General features: G+C 71.6%; 22 protein-coding genes and 1 tRNA gene. 6 read left to right on the top strand and 17 right to left on the bottom strand.

Annotated elements, in window-relative coordinates:
- The first annotated feature begins 46 nt into the window (after nucleotides 1–46).
- On the top strand, nucleotides 47–1,243 hold the full coding sequence (locus ACWF62_RS04615; RefSeq protein WP_378506383.1) for an SPFH domain-containing protein: 1,197 nt from the start codon (nucleotides 47–49) through the stop codon (nucleotides 1,241–1,243).
- 79 nt (nucleotides 1,244–1,322) lie between these two features.
- On the opposite strand, the gene ACWF62_RS04610 is transcribed toward ACWF62_RS04615, so the two are convergent.
- Together ACWF62_RS04610 and ACWF62_RS04605 are read right to left on the bottom strand one after the other, a co-directional pair.
- Nucleotides 1,323–1,985, bottom strand: a complete 663-nt coding sequence (locus tag ACWF62_RS04610) for a TVP38/TMEM64 family protein (RefSeq protein ID WP_378506384.1) — start codon at nucleotides 1,983–1,985, stop codon at nucleotides 1,323–1,325.
- 35 nt (nucleotides 1,986–2,020) lie between these two features.
- Complete coding sequence (locus ACWF62_RS04605) at nucleotides 2,021–2,833, bottom strand: hotdog domain-containing protein (RefSeq protein WP_452629514.1); 813 nt, start codon at nucleotides 2,831–2,833, stop codon at nucleotides 2,021–2,023.
- Nucleotides 2,834–2,958: 125 nt separating this feature from the next.
- Between ACWF62_RS04605 and ACWF62_RS04600 the strand changes: the two genes are divergently transcribed.
- From ACWF62_RS04600 to meaB, 3 genes are read left to right on the top strand one after another with little or no spacing between them, the layout of a single operon-like run.
- A complete protein-coding gene (locus ACWF62_RS04600; protein ID WP_452629513.1) occupies nucleotides 2,959–4,839 on the top strand; it encodes a methylmalonyl-CoA mutase family protein in 1,881 nt (626 codons plus the stop codon).
- Nucleotides 4,836–7,085: a methylmalonyl-CoA mutase gene (gene scpA, locus ACWF62_RS04595; RefSeq protein WP_378506387.1), complete on the top strand. Its 2,250-nt coding sequence runs from the start codon at nucleotides 4,836–4,838 to the stop codon at nucleotides 7,083–7,085. Before ACWF62_RS04600 ends, scpA begins: the two co-directional genes overlap by 4 nt.
- A 10-nt stretch (nucleotides 7,086–7,095) precedes the next feature.
- Entirely contained in the window at nucleotides 7,096–8,079 is a 984-nt protein-coding gene (meaB, locus tag ACWF62_RS04590) for a methylmalonyl Co-A mutase-associated GTPase MeaB (RefSeq protein WP_452629554.1), read from the top strand.
- An 87-nt stretch (nucleotides 8,080–8,166) separates the two neighbouring features.
- Here the strand turns inward: meaB and ACWF62_RS04585 are convergent, their stop codons facing one another.
- From ACWF62_RS04585 to ACWF62_RS04555, 7 genes are all read right to left on the bottom strand, one after another.
- A complete protein-coding gene (locus ACWF62_RS04585) occupies nucleotides 8,167–9,114 on the bottom strand; it encodes a DivIVA domain-containing protein (protein WP_452629512.1) in 948 nt (315 codons plus the stop codon).
- Nucleotides 9,105–10,367, bottom strand: coding sequence for a globin domain-containing protein (locus ACWF62_RS04580; RefSeq protein WP_452629511.1), 1,263 nt, complete (start codon nucleotides 10,365–10,367; stop codon nucleotides 9,105–9,107). The genes ACWF62_RS04585 and ACWF62_RS04580 overlap by 10 nt, the downstream gene beginning before the upstream one ends.
- Nucleotides 10,368–10,608: 241 nt before the next feature.
- The gene (locus tag ACWF62_RS04575) at nucleotides 10,609–11,667 is read right to left on the bottom strand and encodes a nucleoside hydrolase (protein ID WP_452629553.1); all 1,059 of its coding nucleotides are present in this window, start codon (nucleotides 11,665–11,667) and stop codon (nucleotides 10,609–10,611) included.
- Between the two features lie 120 nt (nucleotides 11,668–11,787).
- Nucleotides 11,788–13,125 carry a CoA transferase gene (locus ACWF62_RS04570; RefSeq protein WP_378569490.1) on the bottom strand — a complete coding sequence of 446 codons (1,338 nt, stop codon included), beginning with the start codon at nucleotides 13,123–13,125 and terminating at the stop codon, nucleotides 11,788–11,790.
- 162 nt (nucleotides 13,126–13,287) lie between these two features.
- Nucleotides 13,288–14,526, bottom strand: a complete 1,239-nt coding sequence (locus ACWF62_RS04565; RefSeq protein WP_378507057.1) for a saccharopine dehydrogenase family protein — start codon at nucleotides 14,524–14,526, stop codon at nucleotides 13,288–13,290.
- Nucleotides 14,527–14,654: 128 nt separating this feature from the next.
- Nucleotides 14,655–16,121 carry an SDR family NAD(P)-dependent oxidoreductase gene (locus ACWF62_RS04560; protein WP_378507058.1) on the bottom strand — a complete coding sequence of 489 codons (1,467 nt, stop codon included), beginning with the start codon at nucleotides 16,119–16,121 and terminating at the stop codon, nucleotides 14,655–14,657.
- Nucleotides 16,122–16,273: 152 nt separating this feature from the next.
- Nucleotides 16,274–16,359 (bottom strand) — tRNA-Leu (locus ACWF62_RS04555).
- Between the two features lie 167 nt (nucleotides 16,360–16,526).
- Between ACWF62_RS04555 and ACWF62_RS04550 the strand changes: the two genes are divergently transcribed.
- Both ACWF62_RS04550 and ACWF62_RS04545 read left to right on the top strand, forming a co-directional pair.
- Nucleotides 16,527–17,873 carry a M20/M25/M40 family metallo-hydrolase gene (locus ACWF62_RS04550; RefSeq protein ID WP_378507271.1) on the top strand — a complete coding sequence of 449 codons (1,347 nt, stop codon included), beginning with the start codon at nucleotides 16,527–16,529 and terminating at the stop codon, nucleotides 17,871–17,873.
- Between the two features lie 31 nt (nucleotides 17,874–17,904).
- Nucleotides 17,905–18,438 (top strand): YbhB/YbcL family Raf kinase inhibitor-like protein, encoded by a 534-nt coding sequence (locus ACWF62_RS04545; RefSeq protein WP_452629510.1) that lies wholly within the window; start codon nucleotides 17,905–17,907, stop codon nucleotides 18,436–18,438.
- A gap of 51 nt (nucleotides 18,439–18,489) precedes the next feature.
- Here the strand turns inward: ACWF62_RS04545 and ACWF62_RS04540 are convergent, their stop codons facing one another.
- From ACWF62_RS04540 to ACWF62_RS04505, 8 genes are all read right to left on the bottom strand, one after another.
- The gene (locus tag ACWF62_RS04540) at nucleotides 18,490–19,563 is read right to left on the bottom strand and encodes a quinone-dependent dihydroorotate dehydrogenase (RefSeq protein ID WP_378569486.1); all 1,074 of its coding nucleotides are present in this window, start codon (nucleotides 19,561–19,563) and stop codon (nucleotides 18,490–18,492) included.
- A 32-nt stretch (nucleotides 19,564–19,595) separates the two neighbouring features.
- The gene (locus tag ACWF62_RS04535; protein ID WP_452629509.1) at nucleotides 19,596–20,630 is read right to left on the bottom strand and encodes a hypothetical protein; all 1,035 of its coding nucleotides are present in this window, start codon (nucleotides 20,628–20,630) and stop codon (nucleotides 19,596–19,598) included.
- A 154-nt stretch (nucleotides 20,631–20,784) separates the two neighbouring features.
- Nucleotides 20,785–21,633, bottom strand: a complete 849-nt coding sequence (locus tag ACWF62_RS04530; protein WP_378507062.1) for a heme ABC transporter ATP-binding protein — start codon at nucleotides 21,631–21,633, stop codon at nucleotides 20,785–20,787.
- Complete coding sequence (locus ACWF62_RS04525) at nucleotides 21,630–22,709, bottom strand: FecCD family ABC transporter permease (protein ID WP_452629508.1); 1,080 nt, start codon at nucleotides 22,707–22,709, stop codon at nucleotides 21,630–21,632. The genes ACWF62_RS04530 and ACWF62_RS04525 overlap by 4 nt, the downstream gene beginning before the upstream one ends.
- The gene (locus ACWF62_RS04520) at nucleotides 22,706–23,740 is read right to left on the bottom strand and encodes a heme/hemin ABC transporter substrate-binding protein (RefSeq protein ID WP_378507064.1); all 1,035 of its coding nucleotides are present in this window, start codon (nucleotides 23,738–23,740) and stop codon (nucleotides 22,706–22,708) included. The genes ACWF62_RS04525 and ACWF62_RS04520 overlap by 4 nt, the downstream gene beginning before the upstream one ends.
- Nucleotides 23,737–24,414 carry a biliverdin-producing heme oxygenase gene (locus ACWF62_RS04515; RefSeq protein ID WP_378569480.1) on the bottom strand — a complete coding sequence of 226 codons (678 nt, stop codon included), beginning with the start codon at nucleotides 24,412–24,414 and terminating at the stop codon, nucleotides 23,737–23,739. The genes ACWF62_RS04520 and ACWF62_RS04515 overlap by 4 nt, the downstream gene beginning before the upstream one ends.
- 73 nt (nucleotides 24,415–24,487) lie before the next feature.
- Nucleotides 24,488–24,925 (bottom strand): TIGR03668 family PPOX class F420-dependent oxidoreductase, encoded by a 438-nt coding sequence (locus ACWF62_RS04510; protein WP_378507066.1) that lies wholly within the window; start codon nucleotides 24,923–24,925, stop codon nucleotides 24,488–24,490.
- A gap of 32 nt (nucleotides 24,926–24,957) precedes the next feature.
- Entirely contained in the window at nucleotides 24,958–25,875 is a 918-nt protein-coding gene (locus ACWF62_RS04505; RefSeq protein ID WP_452629506.1) for an aldo/keto reductase, read from the bottom strand.
- Between the last annotated feature and the right edge of the window lie 136 nt (nucleotides 25,876–26,011).

The following is a 26,011-nucleotide window of genomic DNA, read 5'->3' as shown; positions in this document are numbered from 1 at the left end:
ACCGAACAGGACCGGCGCCGGGCAGGTGTCGGGAGGGGAGTGAAGGATGGCCGCACTGATCGTGCTGGCGGTGATCGTCGTGCTCGTGGTGATCGTGGTGGCGAAATCGGTGGCCCTGGTGCCGCAGGCCGAGGCCGCCGTGATCGAACGTCTGGGCCGGTATCAGCGCACCGTGTCCGGCCAGCTGACCCTGCTGGTGCCGTTCGTCGACCGGATCCGCGCGAAGGTGGACCTGCGGGAACGGGTCGTCTCGTTCCCGCCGCAGCCGGTGATCACGCAGGACAACCTGACGCTGAACATCGACACCGTCGTCTACTTCCAGGTGACCAACCCGCAGGCGGCGGTATACGAGATCAACAACTACATCGTCGGCGTTGAGCAGTTGACCACCACCACGCTGCGCAACGTGGTCGGCGGCATGACCCTGGAGGAGACGCTGACCTCGCGCGACTCGATCAACGGGCAGCTGCGCGGGGTGCTGGACGAGGCCACCGGACGCTGGGGCCTGCGGGTGGCCCGCGTCGAACTCAAGAGCATCGACCCGCCGCCCTCGATCCAGGAGTCGATGGAGAAGCAGATGAAGGCGGACCGGGAGAAGCGCGCGATGATCCTCACCGCCGAGGGCAGCCGCGAGTCCGCGATCAAGACCGCCGAGGGTGCCAAGCAGAGCCAGATCCTCGCCGCCGAGGGCGCGAAGCAGGCCGCCATCCTCGACGCCGAGGGTGAGCGGCAGTCCCGGATCCTGCGCGCCCAGGGTGAGCGGGCCGCGAAGTACCTGCAGGCGCAGGGGCAGGCGAAGGCGATCGAGAAGGTGTTCGCGGCCATCAAGTCGGGCAAGCCGACGCCGGAACTGCTTGCCTACCAGTACCTTCAGACGCTGCCGCAGATGGCCCAGGGTGACGCGAACAAGGTATGGCTGGTGCCGAGTGACTTCGGGGACGCCCTCAAGGGATTCGCGAAGACCCTCGGCGCGCCCGGCGAGGACGGCGTGTTCCGGTACGAGCCGAGCGCCGACGAGCCCGTCGCCCCGGTCGACGACTCCGCGGAGGTCGCGGACTGGTTCGAGGCCAAGACCGACCCCGCGGTGGCGCGGGCGGTGGCGGCCGCGGAGGCCGTCGCCAACAAGCCGGTCGAGACGTCGCTGGCGCCCGACTACGAGATCGACGGCCCCGCCGCGCGGCGCGCGGTCGGAGCCGAACCCGCCGAGGGCCTGCTCCCCGCGCCGGAGCCGGAGGATCGATAGGCGCACGCTGTCTCGCCGCCCGTCGACCTGCTGGCCCTCGACCGGATTAGATCAAGGCCATGGCCGGGGCCGGAGCAAATTACGCCTCGCGGCGTGACTCGCGCAGCTGGTCGAGGGTCCGCTCGGGGCCTGCCGGGACGCCGAGTCGGGCATCGATCACCAGCCCGACGACGCCGACGCCGAGGCACAGGACGGACACCGCGAGCAGGGTGGGGGAGGTGTCCCCGCCGATCGCATCGCCGAGCATCACCACCCCGATCGTGCCCGGAATGATGCCGACGATCGTCGCAAGGAGGTACGGCACGAACCGGATCGAGGACAGCGCCGCGCAGTAGTTGGTCACCGAGAACGGGACCGGGGCGATCAGCCGCAGCGAGCCGACGGCGAGCCAGCCGCGCCTGGCCAGTCGGTCGTCGATCTTCTGCACGGCGGGGTGGGTCAGGTGCCGGGCCACGATGTCCCGGCCCAGCACCCGGACGAGGACCAGCGCGATCGCCGCGCTGATCGTCGTCGCCGCGATCGCGATCGCGATCCCGGTGGCCGCGCCGAACAGCACCCCCGCAGCGAGGGTGAACACGGTGCGGGGGACCGGCGCCACCGTCACGATCGCGTGCACCGCGACGAACGCGAGGGGGAAGGCCGGGCCGAGCGAATCGGACCACCCGCGCATCTGGTCGATCGACGGATGCGGAACGAACAGGGCGACCGCGGCAAGCACGGCAAGCACGGCGATCAGGACCACCGCGCGCGGGGTCCGCAGCAGTCGCCCGGCCGACCTCAGCACTCGGGTGCGGGGCGCTCGGCCGCGGCCGCGGCCTCCCTGCGCAGGGTGATGGTCGCGGCCGAGCACACCTGCCCGGTGGCGTCGCGGGCCTCGGTGCGGATCACCGCGATCCGCCTGCCCACCTGCACGGGGAACGCCTCGAACACGATCTCGCCGTCGAGGGATCCGGGCCGGAAGTAGTTCGCCCGCAGCGCCGCGGTCCGCATGCCCGGCGCGGCGGCGGCCGCGACCAGGTCGTGCCCGCACGCGTGGATTCCGCCATGCATCTTCCCCATCGTGTTCGCGAGGGCCGGGCTGCCGGTCACGGTGAGCAGTGCGCCGGTCTCGGTGCGCTCGATGGTGCCGCCCAGGATGTCGAGTGGTGCCGCCGCCGCGGCGGGCGGGGTCGGGGCCGGATCCGGGGCACCGTGCAGGGTCCGGTTCTGGCTGACGCCGTCGACGAAGGTGCCCCACATCGTCGCGGACGCGAGCGGGGTGCCGTCGGCGTCGAGCACCTGCAGCACGCCGAGCCCGCCGTCGTCGTCGATCGATTCGATGTGGGCCTCGGCGGTCAGGACCGGCCCCCGCCAGCCGGTCGGCCGGGCGTACGAGATGGACAGTTCCGCGCCGACGATCCCGTCGTGGTCGCCGCGTCGGTCGTAGAACGCGACCCCGAGCAGGTCGTCGATCAGCACGCCGAGCATCGCGGTGCCCCCTGCGGACCCGGTGACGGCCATCGCCATCCGGGCGGTGGCGCCGTCGCGGACCGGGCGTCCGACCCCGAACAACGACTGGGGGGTTTCGCGAAGATCGGTCGCAATGCTCATGCCCGCGAGGTTACCGAACGGTAGGTGATCCAGCGGACAGGCCCCGAACCCGCCGGGCTAGCATCACAGCGAGAATGACCATGCCCGAATACCGAGAGGAAGCCGACACCGTGTCCCAAGCTCCAGTGTCACACGCTTCACAGACCGAGGAGGCCGCCCGCGACTACGCGGCGTGGCAGCAAGCGGTGGCCGCGGTGCTCGCGAAGGCCCGCCGGGTCGACGTGTCCGAGCTGCCTGCCGATCCGGAACACCTCCTCGACACCACCACCTACGACGGTGTCACTGTCACGCCGCTCTACACCCGCCGCGAGGAGACCGCCGAGGCGCCGCTGCCCGGCGTGTTCCCGTTCGTCCGCGGGCGCGACGCGCACCGCGACGTCAACAGCGGCTGGCAGGTCAGTGCCGCGTTCGGTGCCGGTGAGCGTGACGCGAAGAGGGTCAACGAGGCCGTCCTCGACGGACTCGAGAACGGGGTCAGCGCGATCTGGCTGAGCGTCGGCGGTGACGGGCTGTCCGCCGACGCCCTCGGAACGGCGCTCGACGGCGTGCTGCTCGACCTCGCGCCGCTGACCCTCGACGCCGGCGCCGATGTGGCCGACGTTGCGCAGCGCCTATACGCGCTGATCGACGAGCGCGCCGCCGCCGGGGACGGTGTCGCCGACCGCGCCGCGATCACGGTCGGCCTCGGCGCCGCCCCGCTCACCGACGGATTCTCCGGCGCGGCCGGTGTCTCCGTCGATGCCGCTATCGCGCTGGCCGCCGCCGCCGCGCAGCGCGCGGAGACCGTCCGGGCGCTCACCGTCGACGGCACCGCCTTCCACAATGCGGGCGCCTCCGATGCCGAGGAGCTCGGTGCGGCCGTCGCCGCCGGGCTGGAGTACCTGCGCGCACTGACACACTCGGGAATCACCATCTCGAAGGCGTTGGGGCAGATCGAGTTCCGGCTCGCCGCGACCGACGACCAGTTCCAGACCATCGCCAAGTTCCGGGCCGGCCGCGCCCTCTGGGCGCGCGTCGCGCAGGTGTGCGGTGCCGCCGAGTTCGGTGGTGCGCCGCAGCACGCCGTCACCTCCGCGGCGATGATGGCGCAGCGCGACCCGTGGGTGAACATGCTCCGCACCACCCTCGCCGCGTTCGGCGCCGGTGTCGGCGGGGCGGACGCGGTGACCGTGCTGCCGTTCGACGCCGCGCTCCCCGAGGGCAGCGTCGACACCTCCAAGTCGTTCGCGGCCCGCATCGCCCGCAACACCCAGCTGCTGCTGCTCGAGGAGTCGAACCTCGGCCGGGTGCTCGATCCGGGCGCGGGCTCCTGGTACGTCGAGGACCTGACCGCGCAGGTCGCGGCCAAGGCGTGGGAGTTCGTGCAGCAGATCGAGGCCGCGGGCGGCTACGCCGCCGCGCTCGAGTCCGGCGTGATCGCCGACCGGGTCGCCGCCACCCGCACCAAGCGGGAGTCCGACATCGCGCACCGCAGCACCGCGGTCACCGGCGTCAACGAGTTCCCGAACCTCGCCGAGGCCCCGCTCGCCGACGGCCCCGCCCCGCTCGAGGGCGTCGCCCGCTACGGCGCCGCGTTCGAGGCGCTGCGGGACCGGTCCGACCGGTTCCTCGCCGACCGCGGGCACCGGCCGAAGGTGCTGCTCGCGGCGCTCGGCCCGGTCGCGGAACACAACGGCCGCACCACGTTCGCCGCGAACCTGCTGGCGTCCGGCGGCATCGAGGCGGTCAACCCGGGCACCCTCGACCTGGCCACCGTCGCCGGGGTCGTCGCCGAGTCCGAGACCACCATCGCGGTGCTGTGCGGCACCGACAAGCGGTACGGCACCGACGGCGTGCCCGCGGTCGATGCGCTGCGCGCCGCGGGCATCGAGACCGTCCTGCTGGCCGGACCGGAGAAGACGTTCGCCGACGCGCAGGGCGCGGACCGGCCGGACGGCTTCCTGACCGCTCGTATTGACGCAGTGTCGGCCCTGACCGGTCTGCTCGACACCCTGGGAGCGAAATGAGCATCAAGCACGAGATCGGCAGCTTCGCCGACGTGCCGCTGACCGACCCGGACTTCCCGGCGCCCGCGGCGCCGACCGAGACCGAGACGGCGGCGCACATCGAGGACGCGGCCAAGGCGAACAACTACGACGCCGACCAGGTGATCTGGTCGACGCCCGAGGGCATCGACGTCAAGCCGGTCTACACGAAGGCCGACCGGGACGCCGCCGAGGCGTCGGGCTACCCGCTCGACAGCTTCCCGGGTGCCGCACCGTTCCTGCGCGGCCCCTACCCGACGATGTACGTCAACCAGCCGTGGACGATCCGCCAGTACGCGGGCTTCTCGACCGCCGCCGAGTCCAACGCCTTCTACCGCCGCAACCTCGCGTCCGGTCAGAAGGGCCTGTCGGTGGCGTTCGACCTCGCCACGCACCGCGGCTACGACTCCGACCATCCGCGCGTGCAGGGTGACGTCGGCATGGCCGGTGTCGCGATCGACTCGATCCTCGACATGCGTCAGCTGTTCGACGGTATCGACCTGTCGCAGGTGTCGGTGTCGATGACCATGAACGGCGCGGTGCTGCCGATCCTGGCGCTGTACGTCGTCGCCGCCGAGGAGCAGGGCGTCGCGCCCGAGCAGCTGGCCGGAACCATTCAGAACGACATTCTGAAGGAGTTCATGGTCCGCAACACCTACATCTACCCGCCGAAGCCGTCGATGCGGATCATCTCCGACATCTTCGCCTACACCTCGGCGAAGATGCCGAAGTTCAACTCGATCTCCATCTCCGGCTACCACATTCAGGAAGCCGGTGCGACCGCCGACCTGGAGTTGGCGTACACCCTCGCGGACGGCATCGAGTACATCCGCGCCGGACTCGACGCCGGCATGGACATCGACAAGTTCGCGCCCCGACTGTCCTTCTTCTGGGCGATCGGCATGAACTTCTTCATGGAGGTCGCCAAGCTGCGGGCCGGGCGCCTGCTGTGGGCGGAGCTTGTCGAGAAGTTCGAGCCGAAGAACGCGAAGTCGCTGTCGCTGCGCACCCACTCGCAGACCTCCGGCTGGTCGCTGACCGCGCAGGACGTGTTCAACAACGTCGCGCGCACCTGCGTCGAGGCGATGGCCGCGACCCAGGGCCACACCCAGTCGCTGCACACCAACGCGCTCGACGAGGCGATCGCGCTGCCGACGGACTTCTCCGCCCGCATCGCGCGCAACACCCAGCTGCTGATCCAGCAGGAGTCGAACACGGTCCGCCCGATCGACCCGTGGGGCGGCTCGCACTACGTCGAGTGGCTGACCAACGAGCTCGCCAACCGGGCCCGCGCGCACATCGCGGAGGTCGAGGAGGCAGGCGGCATGGCGCAGGCCATCGGCGAGGGCATCCCGAAGCTGCGCATCGAGGAGGCCGCGGCCCGCACCCAGGCCCGCATCGACTCCGGCAGGCAGCCGCTGGTCGGCGTCAACAAGTACGTGCCCGCCGAGCCGGACAGCATCGAGGTGCTCAAGGTCGACAACACCAAGGTGCGCGCCGAGCAGCTCGCCAAGCTCAAGCAGCTGCGCGCCGAGCGCGACGAGGCCGCCACCCAGGCCGCGCTCGCCGAGCTGACCCGCGCCGCCGCCTCGACCGAGGGCGGCATGGAGAACAACCTGCTCGCCCTTGCCGTGAACGCGGCCCGCGCCAAGGCCACCGGCGGAGAGATCTCCGACGCGCTGGAGAAGGTGTACGGGCGTCACCAGGCCGAGATCCGGACCATCAGCGGGGTGTACCGGGACGAGGCCGGAAAGTCGGAGAACATTTCCAGCGCAATCGAACTCGTCGAGAAGTTCGCGGAGGCCGAGGGTCGCCGCCCGCGCATCCTGGTCGCGAAGATGGGACAGGACGGCCACGACCGCGGCCAGAAGGTGATCTCCACCGGCTTCGCGGACCTCGGCTTCGACGTCGACGTGGGACCGCTGTTCCAGACCCCCGAGGAGGTCGCCCAGCAGGCGGCCGACGCCGACGTGCACATCGTCGGCGTGTCCTCCCTCGCCGCAGGCCACCTCACCCTGGTGCCGGCGCTGCGGGAGGCCCTCGCCGCGGTCGGCCGCCCCGACATCATGGTCGTCGTTGGCGGCGTCATCCCGCCGGGCGACTTCGACGAGCTGTACGCCGCCGGTGCCGCCGCGATCTTCCCGCCCGGCACCGTCCTCGCGGACGCGGCGGTCGGCCTGCTCGGCAAGCTGTCCGAGCTGCTGGGACACGATCAGAGTGCCGGTTAGCCGTCCGCCGCTGGACCTGGGCGCGCTCGGCGACGCGGTCCTCGCGGGTCGGCGATCGGAGATCTCCAAGGCGATCACCCTCGTCGAGTCCACCCGCGGGGACCACCGGGAGCAGGCGCAGCAGCTGCTGCTGCGCCTGCTCCCGCACGCGGGCGGCGCGATCCGGGTCGGCATCACCGGCGTCCCCGGGGTCGGCAAGTCCACCACCATCGAGGCCCTCGGGATGCACCTGATCTCGTTGGGGCACAAGGTCGCGGTGCTCGCGGTCGACCCGTCGTCCACCCGGACCGGCGGGTCGATCCTCGGTGACAAGACCCGGATGCAGAACCTGTCGGTGGAGCCGAGCGCGTTCATCCGGCCGTCCCCGACCTCCGGCACCCTCGGCGGTGTCGCGAAGGCGACCCGGGAGACGATGGTGCTGCTCGAGGCGGCCGGCTACGACGTGATCTTGGTCGAGACGGTCGGTGTCGGGCAGTCCGAGGTGACCGTCGCGAACATGGTCGACACCTTCACCTTCCTCACCCTGGCCCGGACCGGCGACCAGCTGCAGGGCATCAAGAAGGGCGTCCTCGAACTCGCCGACATCGTCACCGTCAACAAGGCCGACGGCAAGCACGAGGCCGAGGCGCGGGTCGCGGCCCGCGAACTCGCGGGCGCGCTGCGGCTGATCTACCCGCACGACGCGCTGTGGCGGCCGCCGGTGTTGACGATGAGCGCGCTCGAGAACAACGGCGTCGACAAGTTCTGGGACGAGGTGCTCCGGCACCGCAAGGTCCTCGGCGACGCGGGCGAGCTCGAACGCAAACGCCATCAGCAGCAGGTGAACTGGACGTGGTCGATGGTGCACGACCAGCTGCTGCGCCGCCTCGATACCGACCCGGCGGTCCGGTCTATTCGCGGTGCGGTCGAGCAGCAGGTGCGGGACGGCGAGCTGACCGCGGCGCTGGCCGCGCACCGCCTCCTCGAGGCCTTCGACGGCGACGCAGGACGCTGACGAGGCTGCTCGCGCGGGCGACCGGGTGGCGGTGGGGCGGACGAGCGTCGCGCGCTCCCGTCACCCGGCGCCGTTCGAGGCGCCGGGTCACGAGCTCCCTGCGGCGGGCCGACCGGTCTCGGACAGCGCCGTCTCGGTTGGCTCGGTTTCGGTCGGTTCGGTCTCGGTCGGCTCGGTCTCGGTCGGCTCGGTCTCGGTCGGTTCGGTCGCGGACGGCTCCGTTCCCGTCTGGTCGGGTGTCGACCCGTCCGCGGGCTGCCGGGTCGCGGGGATGAGCTGCGTTTCCGGTGCCTGCGGTGTTTCGGGCGCGTACGGCGTTTCGGGTGTGTTCGGTGCTTCGGGCGTTGCCTGCAGCGCGGGAACCAGATTCGGAAGGTCCGCGAGCTTGTCGACCTCGCCGGACAGCGCGGTCAGCACCGACCGAAGCTGCGTCGCCGCGATCTGCGTGTAGGTGCGCAGGTACTCGACCTCCGGGATGGTCTGGGCGTAGCCGGGACCCGCATCGCCGGGGCGGCGAGCGGGCGCCTCGGCCTGCTCGGCCTGCTCGGCCGCGCGCTGGGCGCGCTGCAGCAGATCGCGGTGCTGGTCGCGCGCGGTCATCACCAGGTCGCGGGCGTACCGTTCGGCGTCGGCGACGAGGGTGTCGGCGGACAGCTGAGCCTGGCTGAGCAGGTTGACCGCGCGGGTACTGATGCCGAGCAGATCCTTCTCCGACTCCTCCCGAAGGCGGTGCAGCTCCGCGGTGGCCGCGGCGAGGTCCCGGCGCAGCTGGTGGAGTTCGGGGGGCTCGGCCCGGGCCCGATCACGCTGCGCCAGCTGATCCTCGAGGTAGGCGATCCGCGTCGCGTACGCCTCCAGGTCCGCGCTGGTGGCCGGCGTGGCGTGGATCAGCCGCTCGTTGGCGGCGCGCAGCCGGGCCAGCTCGGTACCGACCTGGTCGAGGTACTCGTGGACGGATCCCGCGTCGTATCCGCGCCGACCCATCTGGGCCCTCTTGAACTCCACCTGGCGGATGTTCGCGGGCGTTATCTCCATGCTGTCGCCTCCGTCGGCCACGTCGGGTCGGGTGTCGGGCTCGCGCCAGGTGTCGGGGTGGTGTCCGGTGTGTGCCGGGTGTCCGGCGTTGGGTGGGCGTGCTGGGTCCAGGGCGCGGCGGCGCCGTCCGCGAACCCGGCATCGGCGAACTCCTCGAACCGGACCGCCGCCGGCGGCAGCCCGGCGGAGTGCAGCGCGGCCCGGGTGTGCGAGACCATCGGCGCGGACCCACACACCAGCGCGGTGAAACCGTGCCAGGGTCGGGCCCGGGCGGCGAAATCGCCGACGAGCCCGCGGACACCGGGGAAGCCGGGGTCGTCGGAGACGACCGGTGTGTACTGAAGCCACGGCCGGGCCGCCAGTTGCCGAAGATGCTGGTGGTCGTACAGGTTCCACGGCGCCCTCGCCCCGTGGAACAGGTGTACCTCCGGCGCCGAACCCGACGCCCGCCAGCGTTCGTCGATGTGGTCGAGCACCGCGCGGAGCGGCGCAAGCCCGGTGCCGCCCGCGACCAAGAGCAGGCTCCCGTCGTCCGGCGACAGGGTGAGCTGGTCCCCGATCGGGGCACCGAGCCGGATGATCTCGCCGCGGGCGGTCCCGCGTGCCAGCGCGGTCGAGACCTGGCCACCAGGAACGATCTGCACGTGCAGTTCGATGGACCCGTCCGCGCGGGGAGCGTTGGCGGGGGAGTAGTACCGCCACAGCTTGGGGCGGGAGGGCACTTCGACGGCCATCGACTGGCCGGGCAGGTACGGGTACGGCCGGTCCGGGCGCAGCTCGACCACCGCGACGTCGATGCTGCGCCGGTCGATCGCCACGACCTCCGCCTCCCAGAACGGCGGGGAGTCCCGTTCGGCGTCCGCGGCTGCGGCGATCATGATCCCGGCGATCGCCTCGTACGCCGCGGTCCAGTCCGCCTCGAGCTGCTCGGTCCACGCCGGGCCGAGGAAGTGTCGGAGGGTGGCGAGCAGCGACGGGGCGACGGCCGGATAGTGGTCGGCGACAACGTCGAAGCGTCGATGGTCACGACCGAGCTGCTCGACGAAGGTCGGGTCGGTGGCCAGGTCGTCGACATTGCTCACGATGTGTCCGAGCGCCGTGAAGAATCGGCTCCGCTGCGCGGTCATCGAGATCGGGAACATCTCGCGGACCTCGGGATGCGCGAGGAACAGGTGGGAGTAGAAGTACTGGGTTGCCTCGTCGCCGACCTTCGCGACCTCGCGCCAGCTCTGCTTCAGAGCGGTGGTGTCCATGCGGTCACCGGGCCCGCGGGCGGCGGCCGCGCGTCCGGTGGTCGGCGGACGGGGCGCGGTGTGGGGCGTGGCCCATGCGGACACCTCTCTGTGGCTCGCGGGTGGCGGACGGTCCGGCGACAGATCTCGTCGGGCGCGAGCGGGTGTCGACTGAGCGGAACGGGTAGATGATCGCACACCGCAGCGAGAGTTCCGCTGGCAGTGCCGGTCCGGCGCAGGCCGTCACCGCGGCCACCGCGGGTCACCTTGGGGCGGTAGCGCGGGACCGTCCGCGCAGACGTCGGCCGATGCGGTCGACGAGATGGGTGAGGAAGGTGTCGGGGTCGGTGGCCACCGCGATATCGGCGTTCGGTGCGCGGCCCCACATGCCGTGCCAGTCCGCGACCGTGGACCCGCGAGTGAGCGTTCCGACGAGTTCGACATCGACCGTGGCCGGCCGGGTCCGCACCACCGCCGGATCGAGCGCCACCGCCGCCGCGAGCGGGTCGTGCATGTGGGCGAGGAAGCCGTGTCCGTGGTCCCGATGGAACTCGAGGTAGAAACGGATCGCGTCCGACAGGGCGCGAACCACCGGATCGGAGGCGCGGGAACGGCTTCCGGCCGGATCGGACTCGGTGATCGACTCGACCGGGGTGCTGCCTGCGGATTCGGCGAGGCGACGCAGGTGCTCGGGGCGCAGCTCGATGGTCTCGGTGACACCGAGCGGGCACACGATCGGCCGTCGATGCTCCGGCACGACGGAGAAGGCATCGAACACCACCTTCGCCGCCTCGGGGTCGACGGCGACATTCCACTCGGACGTCGGGGTGGTGTTCCCGGGATGGTCGAACGCCCCGCCCATGATCACCAGCCGGCGCAGGAGCAGCGGCAGGTCCGGCTCGATCCGCAGTGCCAGAGCGAGATTCGTCAGCGGCCCGGTGACCAGACCCGTCACCTCCCCGGGCCGGGAGCGGGCCACCTCGACCCACGCGGTCGCCGAATCACGTTCGGCGAGTGGTCTGGTCGACGTCGGCAGCACCGCATACCCGAGCCCCTGCGGCCCGTGGGTGTCCTCCGTGGTGCGCAGGTCGTCGACCAGGGGGACCGCCGACCCCCGGGTGACCTCGATGTCGGATCGGCCACACAGGTCCAGCCAGGCCAGGTTGTTCGCGGCAACCTGCGCGGTCGGCACGTTGCCGCCGGTGCTGGCCACCGTGAGGATCTCGGCATCCGGGCTGCACAGCAGGTACAGCAGCGCGAGGGCGTCGTCGATCCCGGTGTCGACGTCGACGATCAGGGGCACAGGGTCGGTCGGGGGCAGGGGGTCGGTCGGGGGCAGGGGGTCGGTCGGAGGCAGGGGGACGATGCTCACCCCGCCAGTCTGCGCCGCCCCACGGAGGCGGCCTGCGCACGGGGGCGCCCACCGACCAGAGCGGGTCCCTCACCACCAGTGCGGCGGGTCCGCACCCCAGTCGTGGGCCGGGAACGGGTACTGCGCGTACCCGGGCAGGGGAGGCCGCGCCGCGCGAATCCCGCCGTGGGTCACCGCCGTTGCCTGAGAAGGCCTCCTCGGTGCGACGGGGGCGGCGACCCGCCCGGGCAGGTCGAGCAGTAAGCGTGCCGTGCGCGCCAGCGACACCGACACCACCCGACCGCACCCGTCCCCGATCCGCTGCGCGATCGCGTCCACCACCCCCGCCGCGAGCAGATGACCGGAGGCATGGTCGAGCGCCTGCACCGGCAGCGCACCGGGTCGTCCGCCGCCCTCGACCAACGCGATCCCGGAGGCCGCCTGCACGATGCTGTCGAACCCGCGTCGCATCGCCCACGGACCGCGCTCACCCCACGCGCTGACCGAACCGACCACCAGGCCGGGCGTCGAGTCGGCGATCCCGAAGCGGTCGAGGGCACCCGGCCGATACCCGGTGAGCAGGACGTCCGTCGAGACGAGCAGGGACCGCATCGTGCTCAGATCGTCGGCGACGGTCAGGTCCAGCAGGGTGGACCGCTTGCCCTGGCCGGTGTCGCGGTGCTGCCAGTCGATCTCGTGCAGGTGCGGCGGGTCGACGCGCAGCACCTGAGCGCCGAGCAACGCGAGGTCGCGGCCTGCCACCGGCCCCGCCAGCACCCGCGTCAGGTCCACCACCCGCACACCGGCGAGCGGGCGGTCCGCGTCGGCCACCGACGGTGTTGGACCGGAATGCCGGGAGTCCGTCATCCGCGTCCGCACCAGCGGGCCGTCACCGCTCGCGACGCCCTGCGGGTGCCCCGCCCAGGCGGTCTCGTCGCGGACCAGGACGGCGATCGCGCCCGCGTCGGCGCACCGGTCCTCGATGTCCTGCGCAGGCAGTTCCCCGATCCGTGTCGACAGCACACCCGGGTCGGCATCGGCAGGCAGGTCCAGCGCGGTCAACAGGCGCGCCCGATGATGCGGATAGTTCGCGTGCGTGCGCACCCAGCCGTCCCCGGCGGCGAAGAACCCCGACATCGGCGCGAAGGCGGACACCGGTGCACCGTCGATCGACAGCATCCGGTCGCTGGCGAACGACGCGGCGACCCGCTCCGGATCGATCTGCCACGCCCGCGGCTCCCGACCCCGGGACACCAGCAGGCGATTCACCGCGGACGCGAGCACCCCCACCGACCCCGCCGCCAGCGCCTGCGTCGGCACGCGGGACGCGAGGAACCCCGACGGCGGCAGGTAGCGCACCGCCGTCGGGGTCGAGGGCAGCGCGCACCCACGCTCGTACTCGTCGTGGACCAGCCGCGGTGAGGCCACCACAGCACGGTACCGCCGGACGCCGTTCCGGTGCCCGGCGTACGTGCGCACTACTCACCCCCCGCCCCCGTCCCGACTGAACGGAAGCGTTCAGTCGATCAGATCGAACGAATGTGCCGTTCACTCGACGCAGCACTGCGGCCCGTCCATCCTGCAGAGCGCCTACATGCTGCGGACGGTGATCTCGACACCGGCGTCGCGGAGCCGCTCGACCAGCCGGTTGCCGATCGCGGTCGCCGGGGTGAGGACGCCGGCCGCCTCCGGCAGCACCGCGCGGTCGAGGGCAAGCGCGAGGGCGGACTCGCCGAGCATCACGGCGGTCGCCGCATACCCGGGGTCGCCCTGTGCGCGCATCCGCGACATGTAGCGGGCACCGGTGCTGGTGGTGGTGTAGACCTCCGTCGTGAAATGCCCGGTCCGGCGCGTCTTCTCGCTCGGCCCCTCGCCGGGCTTCGGCAGCATCCGGTCGAGCGCCCACCGCGTCGGGGGCAGCGCTAGGCCTGCCGCGAGGACACCGAGCCCGGCCGCGACACCCGCCGCGAGCAGCGGTGACAGGGGCGATGCGCCGACGCTCATCACCTCTCGGTACCGGAACGTGCGCCCGTAGGCCCAGTCCAGCAGAGCGTTGCTACGCCGCACCACCCGGGTGTTTGTCGATGCCATCAAAAACGGTGCCAGCACCCCCGCCAGGTCCGGCGCGATGTCCGACCCCTTCACCAGTTCGGCGTCGAGCTGGCGCCCCAGATCGGGTTCCTTCGAGGCATCCGGGCTCAGCGAATAGGGTTGCAGCACAAGGGAACGCGCAGCCCTGTCCGACCTGACGGCGTCGACGAGGGTGCGGATCGAGTCGATCGTGCCGCCGCTGAGACCGCCGCGCAGCGAGGACACCACCAGGGTCGTGTCCGTGAGCGTGCCCGCGCCGTCCGCGGTGACCCTGTCGTGCAGAACGTGCACCCCGAGGTCCGATGGAATCGAGTCGAACCCGCACGCGTGCACGATCCGCGCGCCGGTGGTCCGCGCGATGTCGTGGTAGCGGTCGATGGATTCCCTGGCGAACAGGACCTCGCCCGACAGGTCCGCGTAGTCGGTGCCCGTCTCGGCGCACGCCCGCACCAGGTCGATGCCGTACTTCGCGTACGGACCGACGGTGCTGACCACGACCTGCGTGGATTCGGCCAGCGCGGTGAGGGAGGCGCCGTCGTCGGCGGACGCGATCAGGATCGGCCAGTCCGATGCGCCCGGCAGACTCTCGCGGACCCGCTCGAGCTTCGCTCGACTGCGCCCGGCCAACCCGATGCGGGTTCCGCCGGGGGCGTGTCGGGCCAGGTGGTCGGCGGCGAGCCGGCCGACGAAGCCGGTGGCTCCGTAGACGACGATGTCGAGGTCGCGGGTGCGGGTCATGCCGACCACACTAAGTGTGACCTTCCGTCACGTCCACGGCCCGCCCGCCTCGGGTTCCCTAATGTCACAGTGGGTCACTCGACGACACTCGATGTGACATTAGGGAACCGGTGGGTGGTTTTTCTCCGTCACCAGGGGGACGGTTCGAAGTCCTTGAGGAAGCAGCCGTGCAGGTCGACGCCCGCCTCGCCCTGCACGATCGGGTCGTAGACCCGCGCCGCGCCGTCGACCAGGTCGAGCGGGGCGTGGAAGCCCTCATCCGCCAGGCGCAGCTTCGTGTAGTGCGGGCGTTCGTCGGTGATCCAGCCGGTGTCGACGGCGGTCATCAGGATGCCGTCCTGCTCCAGCATCTCCCTGGCGCTGGTGCGGGTGAGCATGTTCAGCGCCGCCTTCGCCATGTTGGTGTGCGGGTGTCCGGGCCCCTTGTACTTGCGGGAGAACTGACCCTCCATCGCGGAGACGTTGACCACGTACTTGCGGCGGGCCTGCGACGCGGCCATCGCGGGACGGAGTCGGTCGACCAGGATGAACGGCGCCACCGAGTTGCACAACTGCACCTCGAGGAGCTCGATCGGGTCGACCTCGCCGACGGCCTGCACCCAGCTGTTGGTGTGCGCGAGATCGGGCACTAGGCCGCCCGCGTCGATCGCGATCCCCTGCGAAATACGTTCGGGGGTGGCCGATCCCGCGACCAGCGCCAGCTCGCTGACCTGATGCACGATCGACTGGGTTGCCGCGGGCAGCGAACTGGCCAGGGCGGCGGGGTGCGCGTCGCTGGTCTTGCCGAACGTCACCACGTCGGGCAGCGCGCCCGCGGGCAGCGGAGCCGACTCCGCCTCGGCGAGCGCGGAGTAGGCGCCGGGGGAGCGGCGGACGGTCTGGGCGGCGTTGTTGATCAAGATGTCGAGCGGCCCCTGCGCGGCGACGTCCTCGGCGAGCGCGACGACCTGGGCCGGGTCGCGCAGGTCGATGCCGACGACGCGGAGTCGGTGGATCCAGTCGGCGCTGTCCTCCATCGCACTGAACCGGCGGATGGCGTCGTTCGGGAATCTGGTGGTGATCGTCAGGTGGGCGCCGTCGCGGAGCAGGCGCAGCGCGATGTACATGCCGATCTTCGCGCGGCCACCGGTGAGTAGTGCCCGCCTGCCGGTCAGATCGGTGGACGCGTCCCGCTTGGCGTGACTGCGCGCCGCGCACTCCGGGCACAGCTGATGGTAGAAGGCGTCGACGACGGTGTACCGCTGCTTGCAGATGTAGCAGGGCCGCGGCCGGATCAGGGTGCCCGCGGTGTCCCCGACGGTCGGCGAGGAGATCAGCACACCGGCGGTCTCGTCGTCAATGCGGTTGGGTGACCCGGTCGCGGTCGCGGCAACGACGGCGCGGTCGGCCGCGTTCTTCGCGTCACGGACCTCGATCCGCTTGCGCCGCTTGAGCCGCTTGAACATCTTGCCGCTGGCGCGCTGCAGGGCAACGGAATCGGGATGGTCGGCGTCGAGTTCTCCTGCCGCGGCGAGGACCCTCAGGCAGGTCTCCAGATCCGTCGGGTCGATGCTCTGCAGGTCGGCGGGGTCGATGCCTGTCGTCGGTTGTGCCATCGGTGCTGGTGCTCAGTCCTGATCTCGTCGCTGCTGTCGTCGGTCGAGTCTACCGGCGGCGGCGCCGGACACCGATTCGGTGATGGTGGTCGCGAGACGACGAAAGCCCCGAACCGAAGTTCGGGGCTTTCGTCGTCTGTCTCAACTCAGAGTGCGCGAGGGGGGACTTGAACCCCCACGTCCATTAGTAGGACACTAGCACCTCAAGCTAGCGCGTCTGCCATTCCGCCACTCGCGCTTGCACACTCTTTGTTTCGCTCGCCGCTCTCGCTGCGTGCTGGAAAAGATTAACCCAGCACACCCCGAGAACCAAAATCGTCTCGTTGTCGCAGGTCAACGCCGGTGCGGCGGGGGTGTTCGCACGAATTCCGGTGGTGCACGGTGTAGGAAAGGGAGGTGCCGCACATCGATTCCTCACCCACAATCCGCAGCAGTGCCGAATCCGAGGTCGTCGACCTCGTCAGTGCGCTGATCCGTTTCGACACGTCCAACACCGGCGACCTCGCCACCACCAGGGGCGAACGGGAATGCGCCGAATGGGTGGCAGGCAAGCTCGAGGAAGTCGGCTACGAGACGGTGTACGTCGAGTCGGGTCAGCCCGGACGTGGCAACGTCTTCGCGCGACTGCCCGGCGCCGACCGCAGTCGCGGCGCGCTGATGATCCACGGCCACCTCGATGTGGTGCCCGCCGAACCCGCGGACTGGAGTGTCCACCCCTTCTCGGGGGCCGTCGAGGATGGCTACGTGTGGGGGCGCGGCGCCGTCGACATGAAGGACATGGTCGGAATGACGCTGGCGCTGGCGCGCCAGTTCAAGGCCGAGGGCACGGTGCCGCCGCGGGACCTGGTGTTTGCCTTCCTCGCCGACGAGGAGGCGGGCGGGACCTGGGGGTCGCAGTGGCTCGTGCAGCACCGGCCCGACCTGTTCGACGGCATCACCGAGGCGGTCGGCGAGGTCGGCGGGTTCTCCCTGTCCGTGCCGCGCCCCGACGGCTCCGATGCGCGCCTGTACCTGGTCGAGACCGCGGAGAAGGGGCTCGGCTGGATGCGGTTGACCGCGAAGGCCCGAGCCGGGCACGGCTCGTTCCTGCATGAGGACAACGCGGTCACCCTCCTCGCCGAGGCGGTCGCGCGGCTCGGACGGCACACCTTCCCGCTGGTGGTGCCGGACTCGGTCGCCGAGTTCCTCGGTGCCGTCGGCGCCGAGACGGGACTGGACTTCGACCCGTCCGCCCCCGACATCGACACCGCGCTGGAGAAGCTCGGGACCATCTCCCGAATCATCGGCGCCACCCTCCGGGACACCGCAAACCCGACGATGCTCGACGCCGGCTACAAGGCGAACGTCATCCCGCAGACCGCAACCGCGGTCGTGGACTGCCGGGTGCTCCCCGGTAGGCAGGCGGCGTTCGAGCGGGAGGTCGACGAGCTGATCGGACCCGACGTCACCCGGGAGTGGATCACCAAGCTGGACTCCTACGAGACCACGTTCGATGGTGCGCTGGTCGACGCGATGAACGCGGCGATCCTCGCGCACGACCCGAACGGACGCACCGTGCCGTACATGCTCTCCGGGGGGACCGACGCAAAGGCGTTCGCCACGCTGGGGATTCGTTGCTTCGGGTTCGCTCCATTGCAGCTTCCGTCGGAACTCGACTTCACCGCGCTCTTCCACGGCGTCGACGAGCGGGTGCCGGTGGACGCACTAGAGTTCGGCACACGCGTGCTCGAGCACTTCCTGCTGCACAGCTGACCATCGTCACCGCACCCACGAGAGGACCCCCATGGCGCACGATCCGTACGGCCCACTGCCGGACCTGCCGACCTTCACCCTGACCTCGGACCAGGTCACCGAGGGCGGCGAGGTGCCCGCCGACCAGCGCAGCGGGATCTTCGGGGTCCCCGGCGGCAAGGACATCTCCCCGCAGCTGTCCTGGTCCGGGTTCCCCGCCGAGACCAAGAGTTTCGCGGTCACGATGTTCGACCCGGACGCGCCGACCGCGTCCGGGTTCTGGCACTGGGCGGTGGCGAACGTCCCGGCGTCGGTCACCTCCCTCGCCCTGAACGCGGGCGATGAGGGGGGTGCCGGGCTGCCTGCCGACGCGATCACCCTGAAGAACGATGGCGGCGGACACCGCTATCTCGGCTCCGCCCCGCCGGTGGGCCACGGTCCGCACCGCTACATCTTCGCCGTGCACGCGCTGGACGTCGAGAGCGTCGAGGGGCTGACCGCCGATGCGACGCCCGCGTTCCTCGGCTTCAACCTGTTCGGCCACGCGATCGCCCGCGCCACCCTGACGGCCACCTTCGGGCACTAGGCGGCTCCGCCGCCCGTGAGTCCTTCTGGCCCGCAGGGGGACCAAAAGGACTCACGGGCGCGAAGCGCCTTGGCCGACCGCGTCGGCGAGCGAGGCGTAGCCGCCGTCCCGGACCTTGCGCGCGAGCCCCCGGTGGATCTTCTTCATCCAAAACGGTCCGCCGTAGATGAACCCGGTGTAGCCCTGGATCAGGGACGCGCCGGCCAGGATCCGCTCCCACGCCTGGTCGACGGTCTCGATGCCGCCGACGGAGATCAGCGCCAGGCGGTCGCCGACCCGCGCGTACAGCCGGCGCAGCACCTCCACCGACCGGTCCGCGACCGGTGGGCCGGAGACGCCGCCCGCACCCATCGCGGACACCTCGCCCGCTGGGGTCAGCAGACCGTCCCGGGAGATCGTGGTGTTGGTGGCGACGATGCCCGCGAGGCCGAGTTCGACGGCCAGGTCCGCGACCGCGTCCACGTCCTGGTCGGACAGATCCGGTGCGATCTTCACCAGCACCGGCATCTCCACCACCTCGAGGACGGCGGCGAGGATCGGGCGCAGCGACTCCACGGCCTGCAGGTCCCGCAGCCCCGGCGTGTTGGGGGAGCTGACGTTGACGACGAGGAAGTCGGCGAGCGGCCCGAGCAGCCGGGCGCTGGCGGCGTAGTCCTCGGCGGCGTCCGCCGCGGCGACCACCTTCGTCTTGCCGATGTTCGCGCCGATCGGCAGCGCCGTCTTGCGCTGCCGCAGCTGGTTCGCGGCATGGCCTGCGCCGTGGTTGTTGAAGCCCATGCGGTTGAGCAGCCCGCGGTCCGCGGGCAGCCGGAACAGTCGCGGCGCCGGGTTGCCTGGCTGTGCCTGCGCGGTGACGGTGCCCACCTCGGCATACCCGAATCCCATGGCGCCCCAGACGTTCACGCCGGTGGCGTTCTTGTCGAAGCCGGCGGCGAGACCGAGCGGCGCGGGGAAGTCGACGCCGAACACCCTGGTGCGCAGCACCGGGTCCGGAACGGTGAGCACCCGCGCGACCAGGGCGCGCAGCGGCCCGACGACGGTGACCAGTCGCATCGCCCCGAAGGCGAGGTGGTGCACGCGTTCCGGGGACAGCAGGAACATCAGGCGCAGCAGCAGGGTGTACACGAAAGAGCCTCTCTCGATTGTCGTGCCGCGGATCAGTGACCGGTGACGTCGATGCGTTGCAGCCCGTCGCCGGTGGCCGACGCGATGAACACCGTCCCCGACTCGGAGTCGACGGCCACCGAATTGGGTTGCCGGACAGTGGGGTAACGATGCTTCTCGACCGGGATTCCGGTGGACAGGTCGTACCCGACGACCTCGTTCGTTCCGGTGACCGTCACCCACACCATGCCGGTCTTCTCGTCGACCGCGACCCCGTACGGCGAGTTCGGCACCGGGTAGCGCTGATGCAGCATCAGCGGGTCCGTGGTGTGCGAGAGCAGTTCACCGTCGTTGGTGTCGGTGATGATGACCCGGCCGAACCGGTCGGCGACGAGGTTCGTTGCGCCGTCGCCGGCGCGCAGCGCGAGGCCGAGCCGGTCGTCGTCGAAGTTGATCTCGGTGACCGAACTCTGCCGCCGGTCCAGTGCGGTGACCCGGCCGTCGTGCTCGCCGAGCGCGTCGACGGACACCAGGCCGGAGACCGTGCCGCTGCTGGTCCCGTCGGCCTCAATCTCGAGGACCTCGCCCGCCGCGGTGCCGACCGCCATCCGGCCGTCCGCGAGCAGCGCGACCGCCTGCACGTCGCCGTCGACCGCGGTGCTGGTGGTGTCCCCGGTCGCCAGGTCCACCCGCACCACCGCCCGGCCCGCGGGAACCGCGACGACGCCGTCGCGCGGGGCGGACAGCGCAGCGACACCGCCGGGCAGCGAAACGGTGCGCAGCGGGACGTCCGACAGTGCTCCCGGCGGCATACCGGACACCGATCCGGGCAGCAGGAGCAGGCCGCGGGCGTCGGGGGTCAGCATGACCACGGTGTCGGTGTCGTCGTCGAACACCGTCGCCGAGACCGGGCCGCCGAGGGTGACCACGCCGCCTGCGGGCGGGTTCGACACCGCGGGTGACGCGGCGGCGGTCGCGGGTTCGATCGTCTTGACCTTGTCGGTGTCGTTGTCCGAGGCGCAGCCGGTGACCAGCAGTAACAGCGCCCCCGACAGAACGGTCGCGGCGCGTGCGCGTTGCCTCGGCATGTACGTCTCCTCACGATGCGGCAGCGTCGCGCCCTCGGCGGGCGGACACGGTTCGGCGTCCAGCATTCCCGATCCCGGCCGGTGCACCGAATCCGCCCCTCCGCGGTGCGGTCCACGTCACTGCGGTCGCCCGCAGACCGGCGATCGGGGGCGGCTAGGGCATGTCGCGGCGCGGCAGCACCAGCTGTGCACCGGTCCGCGGGTGGGTGAGCACCTCGACGGGGTGGCCGTACACGCGGCCGAGCAGGTCCTCGGCGAGGACCTCCCGCGGCGGACCCAGCGCGGCGAGCCCGCCGTCGGCGAGCACCGCGACGGTGTCCGCGTAGGCGGCGGCCAACGCCAGATCGTGCAGCACCACCACGACGGCGGCGCCGTCCCCGGCCCGCCCGGCCGCGAGCCGCATCACCGCCTCCTGATGCCCGAGATCGAGCGCCGCGGTCGGTTCGTCGAGCAGCAGCGTGGTGGTGCGCTGGGCGAGGACCCTGGCCAGTGCGACCCGGGCCTTCTCGCCGCCGGACAGGGCAGCGAAGGGGCGCTGCGCGAACCGTTCCACGTCGCAGGCGGTCATTGCCTCGGCGACGGCGGCGTCGTCCTCGTCCCGCAGGGCGGTGCGAGCCCACGGGGTGCGGCCCATCCGAACCACCTCGCGGGCGGTGAAGGAGAAGCCGACGGTGTGCTGCTGCGGCAGCACCGCGCGGCGGCGGGCCATCTCGGCGCCGGTCCAGTCCCCGAGCGGTCGTCCGTCGAGGTCGACCCGCCCCGCGGCGACGGCGGTGTCCCCGGACAGGGCCGCGAGCAGAGTGGACTTTCCTGCGCCGTTGGGGCCGACGAGTGCAAGCACCTCCGCGGCCCGGACGTCGAGGGACACCGAGTCGAGGACGCGGCGGCCGCCGCGGTCGACGCTGACGTCGACGGCGCGCATCGTCACCGTCCCCGGTTCGGGTCGGTGCGGTGCGGGCAGGTCGCGCGCGAACAGGTCGCGCACCCGGGCGGTGACGGTCATGCCCAGCCTCCCTGCTGCTTACGGGTGCGACGCAGCATCCAGAAGAAGAACGGTCCGCCGATCAGCGACGTCAGCATGCCGAGCGGTAGGTCGGCGTTCGGGACCAGGGTGCGCGCCCCGAGGTCGGCGGCGAGCAGCACGATCGCGCCGCACAGCACGCTGGCGGGGATCAGCAGCCGGTGCGCCGGGCCGACCACCATGCGCATCAGGTGCGGGACGACGAGGCCGACGAACAGGATGATCCCGGTGAACGCGACCGACGCGGACACCAGAACCGCGACGACGAGCACCGCGACCTGGCGCAGCCGCTCCACGTTCACGCCGAGGTGGGCGGCCGCGGATTCGCCGAGCGAGAGCAGGTCCAGCTTGTTGGCGAGCATCATCGTGACCGCGATGCCCACGATCGCCATCGGCGTCACCACCGCGACCGCCTCCCAGGTGGCGCCGTTGAGGCTGCCCAGTTGCCAGAAGACGATCTGGTCGCGGGCTGCCGGGTCGGCGGCGAAGGTGAAGAAGGCGATAAGGCCGCCCGCGAACGCGTTGATCGCGACGCCGGTGAGCACCAGCGTGACCACCTCGGTGCGACCGTCGGAGCGGGCGAGCAGGTACACCAGGATCGTGGTGATCAGCCCGGTGACGAACGCGGCGGCGGCCACCGCGGTGCCCGCGACGAACGCGCCCCCGGTGAGGATCACCGCGCACGCGCCGACCGCAGCACCGGAGGACACACCGATGACGCCGGGTTCGGCGAGCGGATTCGCGAAGACACCCTGCAGCAGCGCGCCCGCGCAGGCCAGGCCCGCGCCGACAACAATCGCCAGGACCACCCGGGGGAACCGGACCTGCCACAGGGTGACCTCGCCGCTGGGGTGGGCAGGCATCGGACCGAGGTCGAGACCGATCCGGTGGGCGAGTGAACCGAGCACCTCCGCCGGTGAGGTCGGCACCTGGCCGATGCACGCGGAGGCCACCGCGAGGACCAGCAGCCCGAGCGCGAGCGCGATCAGCACGACCGCGGCGCCGGGGCGCCGGGGCGCCGGGGTGGTGGGCGCGGTCGCGGTTGGCTCGGCGGTCACTGCGAGTCGGGGCCGTAGAGCGCGACGGCGAGGGCGTGCAGCACCTCGCCGGTGCGGGGACCGAAGCTGAGCAGCGCGCCGTCCTGCATGTCCACCACCCGCTGGTTGCGCCCGGCCGGGGTCTGCGCGATGCCCGGGATCCGCTCGAGGCCGTTGATGCCGCCGATCGAGTCGAGTCCCTTCGTCATCATCAGGAAGACGTCCGGGGCCGCTGCGATCATCGCCTCGCTGGTGATCGGCGTGAACTTCGCGGTCAGGCCGGATGCGGTGCCTGCGTCGACGCCGCCGAGCGCCTCGATCAGCGAGTCGGCGCCGGAGCCGGGCCCGGCGAGCATCGTGATCGACGTGCCGCGCATGTAGAGGAACGCGACCGTCGGGGCGGTGCCGTCGGTCGGGGCCAGCGCCGCCGCCTCGTCGATCCGGGCGGAGGTGCGGTCAGCGAGCGCCTTGCCCTCCGCGGGGACGCCGAGGGCCGCCGCGACCGCCTCGATCTGGCCGGGGACGCCGTCGAGGGTGCGGGTCGGGTCGAAGAAGACGACCGGGATACCCGCGTCCCGCAGCTGATCCTGCACCGACCTCGGCCCGATGCTGGTGTCGGTCAGTACCACGGTCGGGTGCAGGTTCAGGATCGCCTCCGCGGACATCGAGTGCCCGGACGGGGTGACGTTCGGCACCGACGCGACCGCCGGGAACTGCGCGGCCCCGTCCCGGCCGACGAGCCGATCGCCAAGTCCGAGGGCGTACACCGTCTCGGTGAGCGTGCCGTACTGGTCGGCGGCGACGATCCGGCTGGTGTCGGTGATCGTGACGTCGACGCCGTCGAACCCGCGGACCGTCACGGGCAGCGTCGCGGCGGGCGACTGCGCGATCGGGGTCGGGTCGAGGCCGTCGAGGGTTGCGGTGGTCCGGCCGGACTGCCCCGACGCGGACACGTCGCCGTCTCCGGTCCCGCAGCCGACCGCGACCAGGGCGGCGGCGGCCAGTACCGCGGCCGCGCGCAGGACGCCGCCGCGGGCACGCACCCCGATCACTTGACCAGGTAGGTGTCGATGTCGGCCTCGAGGTCCGCGAACAGCGCCCCGTTCAGCTCGTATGCGAGGTTCACCTCGTCGATCAGCCGCTGCTGATCCTCGGCGGACAGGGGCGCGTCGTCGAGCTTGGCCCGGTACTCGTCCTTGTACACCTTCGGCTTCTCGATCTGGTCGAAGATGTAGAACCGGAGGCCGTCGGTGGTGTAGCCGTAGGCGCGTTCGAGCATCCGGCGGATGATCTGGCCGCCGGACAGGTCGCCGAGGTACCGGATGTAATGATGCGCGACGAAGCCGGCAGGCCAGGAGAACGCGACCTCGTTGAGCCGGTCGATGTAGCGCTGGGTGGCGGGCGTCGCGCTGATCTCGTCGCGCCAGTTCGCGCCGAGCAGGAACTCGAGGTCGGCCTCGAGGGCCTCGGTGCGGAGCAGTTCGTCGCCGAGGAACGGTGCGACGACGGGGTGGTCGGCGTGCGCGCGCCCGGCCTCCTCCAGGGTGCGGTAGACGAGGTAGGTCTGCGCGATCAGCGCCGCGTGCGCTGCGGCGTTGAGCTTGCCGCCGAGCAGGTCGCCGACGAACCGGGACTGTTCGGTCCGGCGGTGGGCGGCATCGGTCTCCGCCTTGATCCGCTCGGCGAGGCCGGGCGCCGTCGTGGTCGCCGAATCGAGCGCTGTCATCACTTCCCCTGTCTGGAAAACGCGAAGGTGTGCGGTTGGAAACACGGTGTCGAGAAAACGTTTCGGCACCAGGTTAGCCTGGCCTTGGCTCAGCGTGTGCGCGGGATACCCACCCCACCCAGCGCCGCGGACGCACGACGATCACCGGCCCGGCGGGCAGCGCGTCCGTGTACTGCGGATACTTCTGGACGAGCGCCCAGATTCCGCGTTCGCCGGACGGTGACGTGGCGTCCACCACGTCCGCCGCGCCGTCCATCCGAACCCACCACAGCCGGGTCCAGTCCTCGTCGTACTCGTCGACGAGCAGGGACACCCGACCCGTCGCCCGCACATGGTCGAGGCGACGCAGCCGCCGCGTCGACTTCGGCTTCCCGTCGACGGCCGTGACCACCGCGTCGCCGTCGACCGCGAACACCACCGGGACCAGATGCGGCTCACCCGCGGCCGACACCGTGCCCAGTGTCGCCACCCGGGCCCGCTCGAATCGCCGCCGCGCCTCCCGCTCCCGCATGCCACCCAGGGTAGGGATCGGGCGCCGCGGCGTCAGGCGCTGACGTCGTCCAGGGCCGCAGCGATGGCGTCGGGCAGCTCCAGCTCCTCCGCGGCGAGCACGCCGGTGTGCTGGGCGTAGTCCCGCGCCCCCACGATCGCGCTGGCCACCCCCGGCCGGTCCCGCACCCACGCCAGCGCGACCGCCAACGGCGACGCGCCGAGCCCGTCCGCGGCGGTGACGACGGCGTCGACCACCCGGGAGGTTGCCGGCGTCAGGTACCCGGCCACCGACTCCGTGCCCGACTCCGACGCACCGCGCGAATCGGCGGGGACCCCGTCCCGATACTTGCCGGTGAGCACCCCACCGGCGAGCGGCACCGCCGCGAGCAACCCGACCCCGTGAAAGTCGGCCGCGGGCAGCAACTCATCCTCGGCGCCGCGGGCCAGCAGCGAGTACTCCGCCTGCGTCGCGGCCAGCGGGGCCGCGGCCGCCGTCGTCGCCAACTGCCAGCCCAGGTGGCCGCGGGCCCCGACATACCGGACCCGGCCGCTGGTGACGGCGTACTCGAGCACCGCGGCGACCTCGTCGACGGGAGTCCGCGGATCCCACGCCGCGACCTGCCACAGGTCGAGGTGGTCGGTGCCGAGATCGCGCAGGGTCGCGTCGAGTTGGGTGAGCAGCGCCCGGCGGGAACAGTCGACGCCGTCCCGTCCCGGATGGATTCCGCCACTGCTCGAGAGCACCAGCTCGGTGCGCGGCACCACGTCGTCGAGGAGTTCGGCCAGCACCCGCTGAGCGGCGCCGCCGCCGTAGAACGGCGACGAATCGACCAGCGTGCCACCGGCTTCCACGAACCCGACCAGCTGCGCCGCGGCCTCGTCGCCCTCGGTGTCCCGACCCCACGGCAGGGTGCCGAGACCGATCCGGGACACCCGCAGCCCGCTGCGTCCGACCGTCCGCTGCTTCATCGTTCGCTCACCACAACTCCGGAAGCGTAGTGCCGCGGCCAGGTGCGTGGCAGCCGGACGCGCCGAGCGGCCGCGGTGACGCGGGCGGGTACGGTGCTGTCCGTGATGCGCCGCCCGGCCACGTCGATGGCCCACC

Source organism: Rhodococcus sp. NPDC054953 (assembly GCF_053609225.1).
This window is presented reverse-complemented; position numbering and strand designations above follow the sequence as displayed.

Bases quoted from the DNA above. Each gene is read 5' to 3' on its own strand.
- ACWF62_RS04615 (WP_378506383.1), top strand. From the start codon at position 47: ATGGCCGCACTGATCGTGCTGGCGGTGATCGTCGTGCTCGTGGTGATC.
- ACWF62_RS04605 (WP_452629514.1), bottom strand. From the start codon at position 2,833: ATGAGCATTGCGACCGATCTTCGCGAAACCCCCCAGTCGTTGTTCGGG.
- scpA (WP_378506387.1), top strand. From the start codon at position 4,836: ATGAGCATCAAGCACGAGATCGGCAGCTTCGCCGACGTGCCGCTGACC.
- ACWF62_RS04585 (WP_452629512.1), bottom strand. From the start codon at position 9,114: ATGGAGATAACGCCCGCGAACATCCGCCAGGTGGAGTTCAAGAGGGCC.
- ACWF62_RS04580 (WP_452629511.1), bottom strand. From the start codon at position 10,367: ATGGACACCACCGCTCTGAAGCAGAGCTGGCGCGAGGTCGCGAAGGTC.
- ACWF62_RS04565 (WP_378507057.1), bottom strand. From the start codon at position 14,526: ATGACCCGCACCCGCGACCTCGACATCGTCGTCTACGGAGCCACCGGC.
- ACWF62_RS04560 (WP_378507058.1), bottom strand. From the start codon at position 16,121: ATGGCACAACCGACGACAGGCATCGACCCCGCCGACCTGCAGAGCATC.
- ACWF62_RS04545 (WP_452629510.1), top strand. From the start codon at position 17,905: ATGGCGCACGATCCGTACGGCCCACTGCCGGACCTGCCGACCTTCACC.
- ACWF62_RS04535 (WP_452629509.1), bottom strand. From the start codon at position 20,630: ATGCCGAGGCAACGCGCACGCGCCGCGACCGTTCTGTCGGGGGCGCTG.
- ACWF62_RS04530 (WP_378507062.1), bottom strand. From the start codon at position 21,633: ATGACCGTCACCGCCCGGGTGCGCGACCTGTTCGCGCGCGACCTGCCC.
- ACWF62_RS04515 (WP_378569480.1), bottom strand. From the start codon at position 24,414: ATGACAGCGCTCGATTCGGCGACCACGACGGCGCCCGGCCTCGCCGAG.
- ACWF62_RS04510 (WP_378507066.1), bottom strand. From the start codon at position 24,925: ATGCGGGAGCGGGAGGCGCGGCGGCGATTCGAGCGGGCCCGGGTGGCG.
- ACWF62_RS04505 (WP_452629506.1), bottom strand. From the start codon at position 25,875: ATGAAGCAGCGGACGGTCGGACGCAGCGGGCTGCGGGTGTCCCGGATC.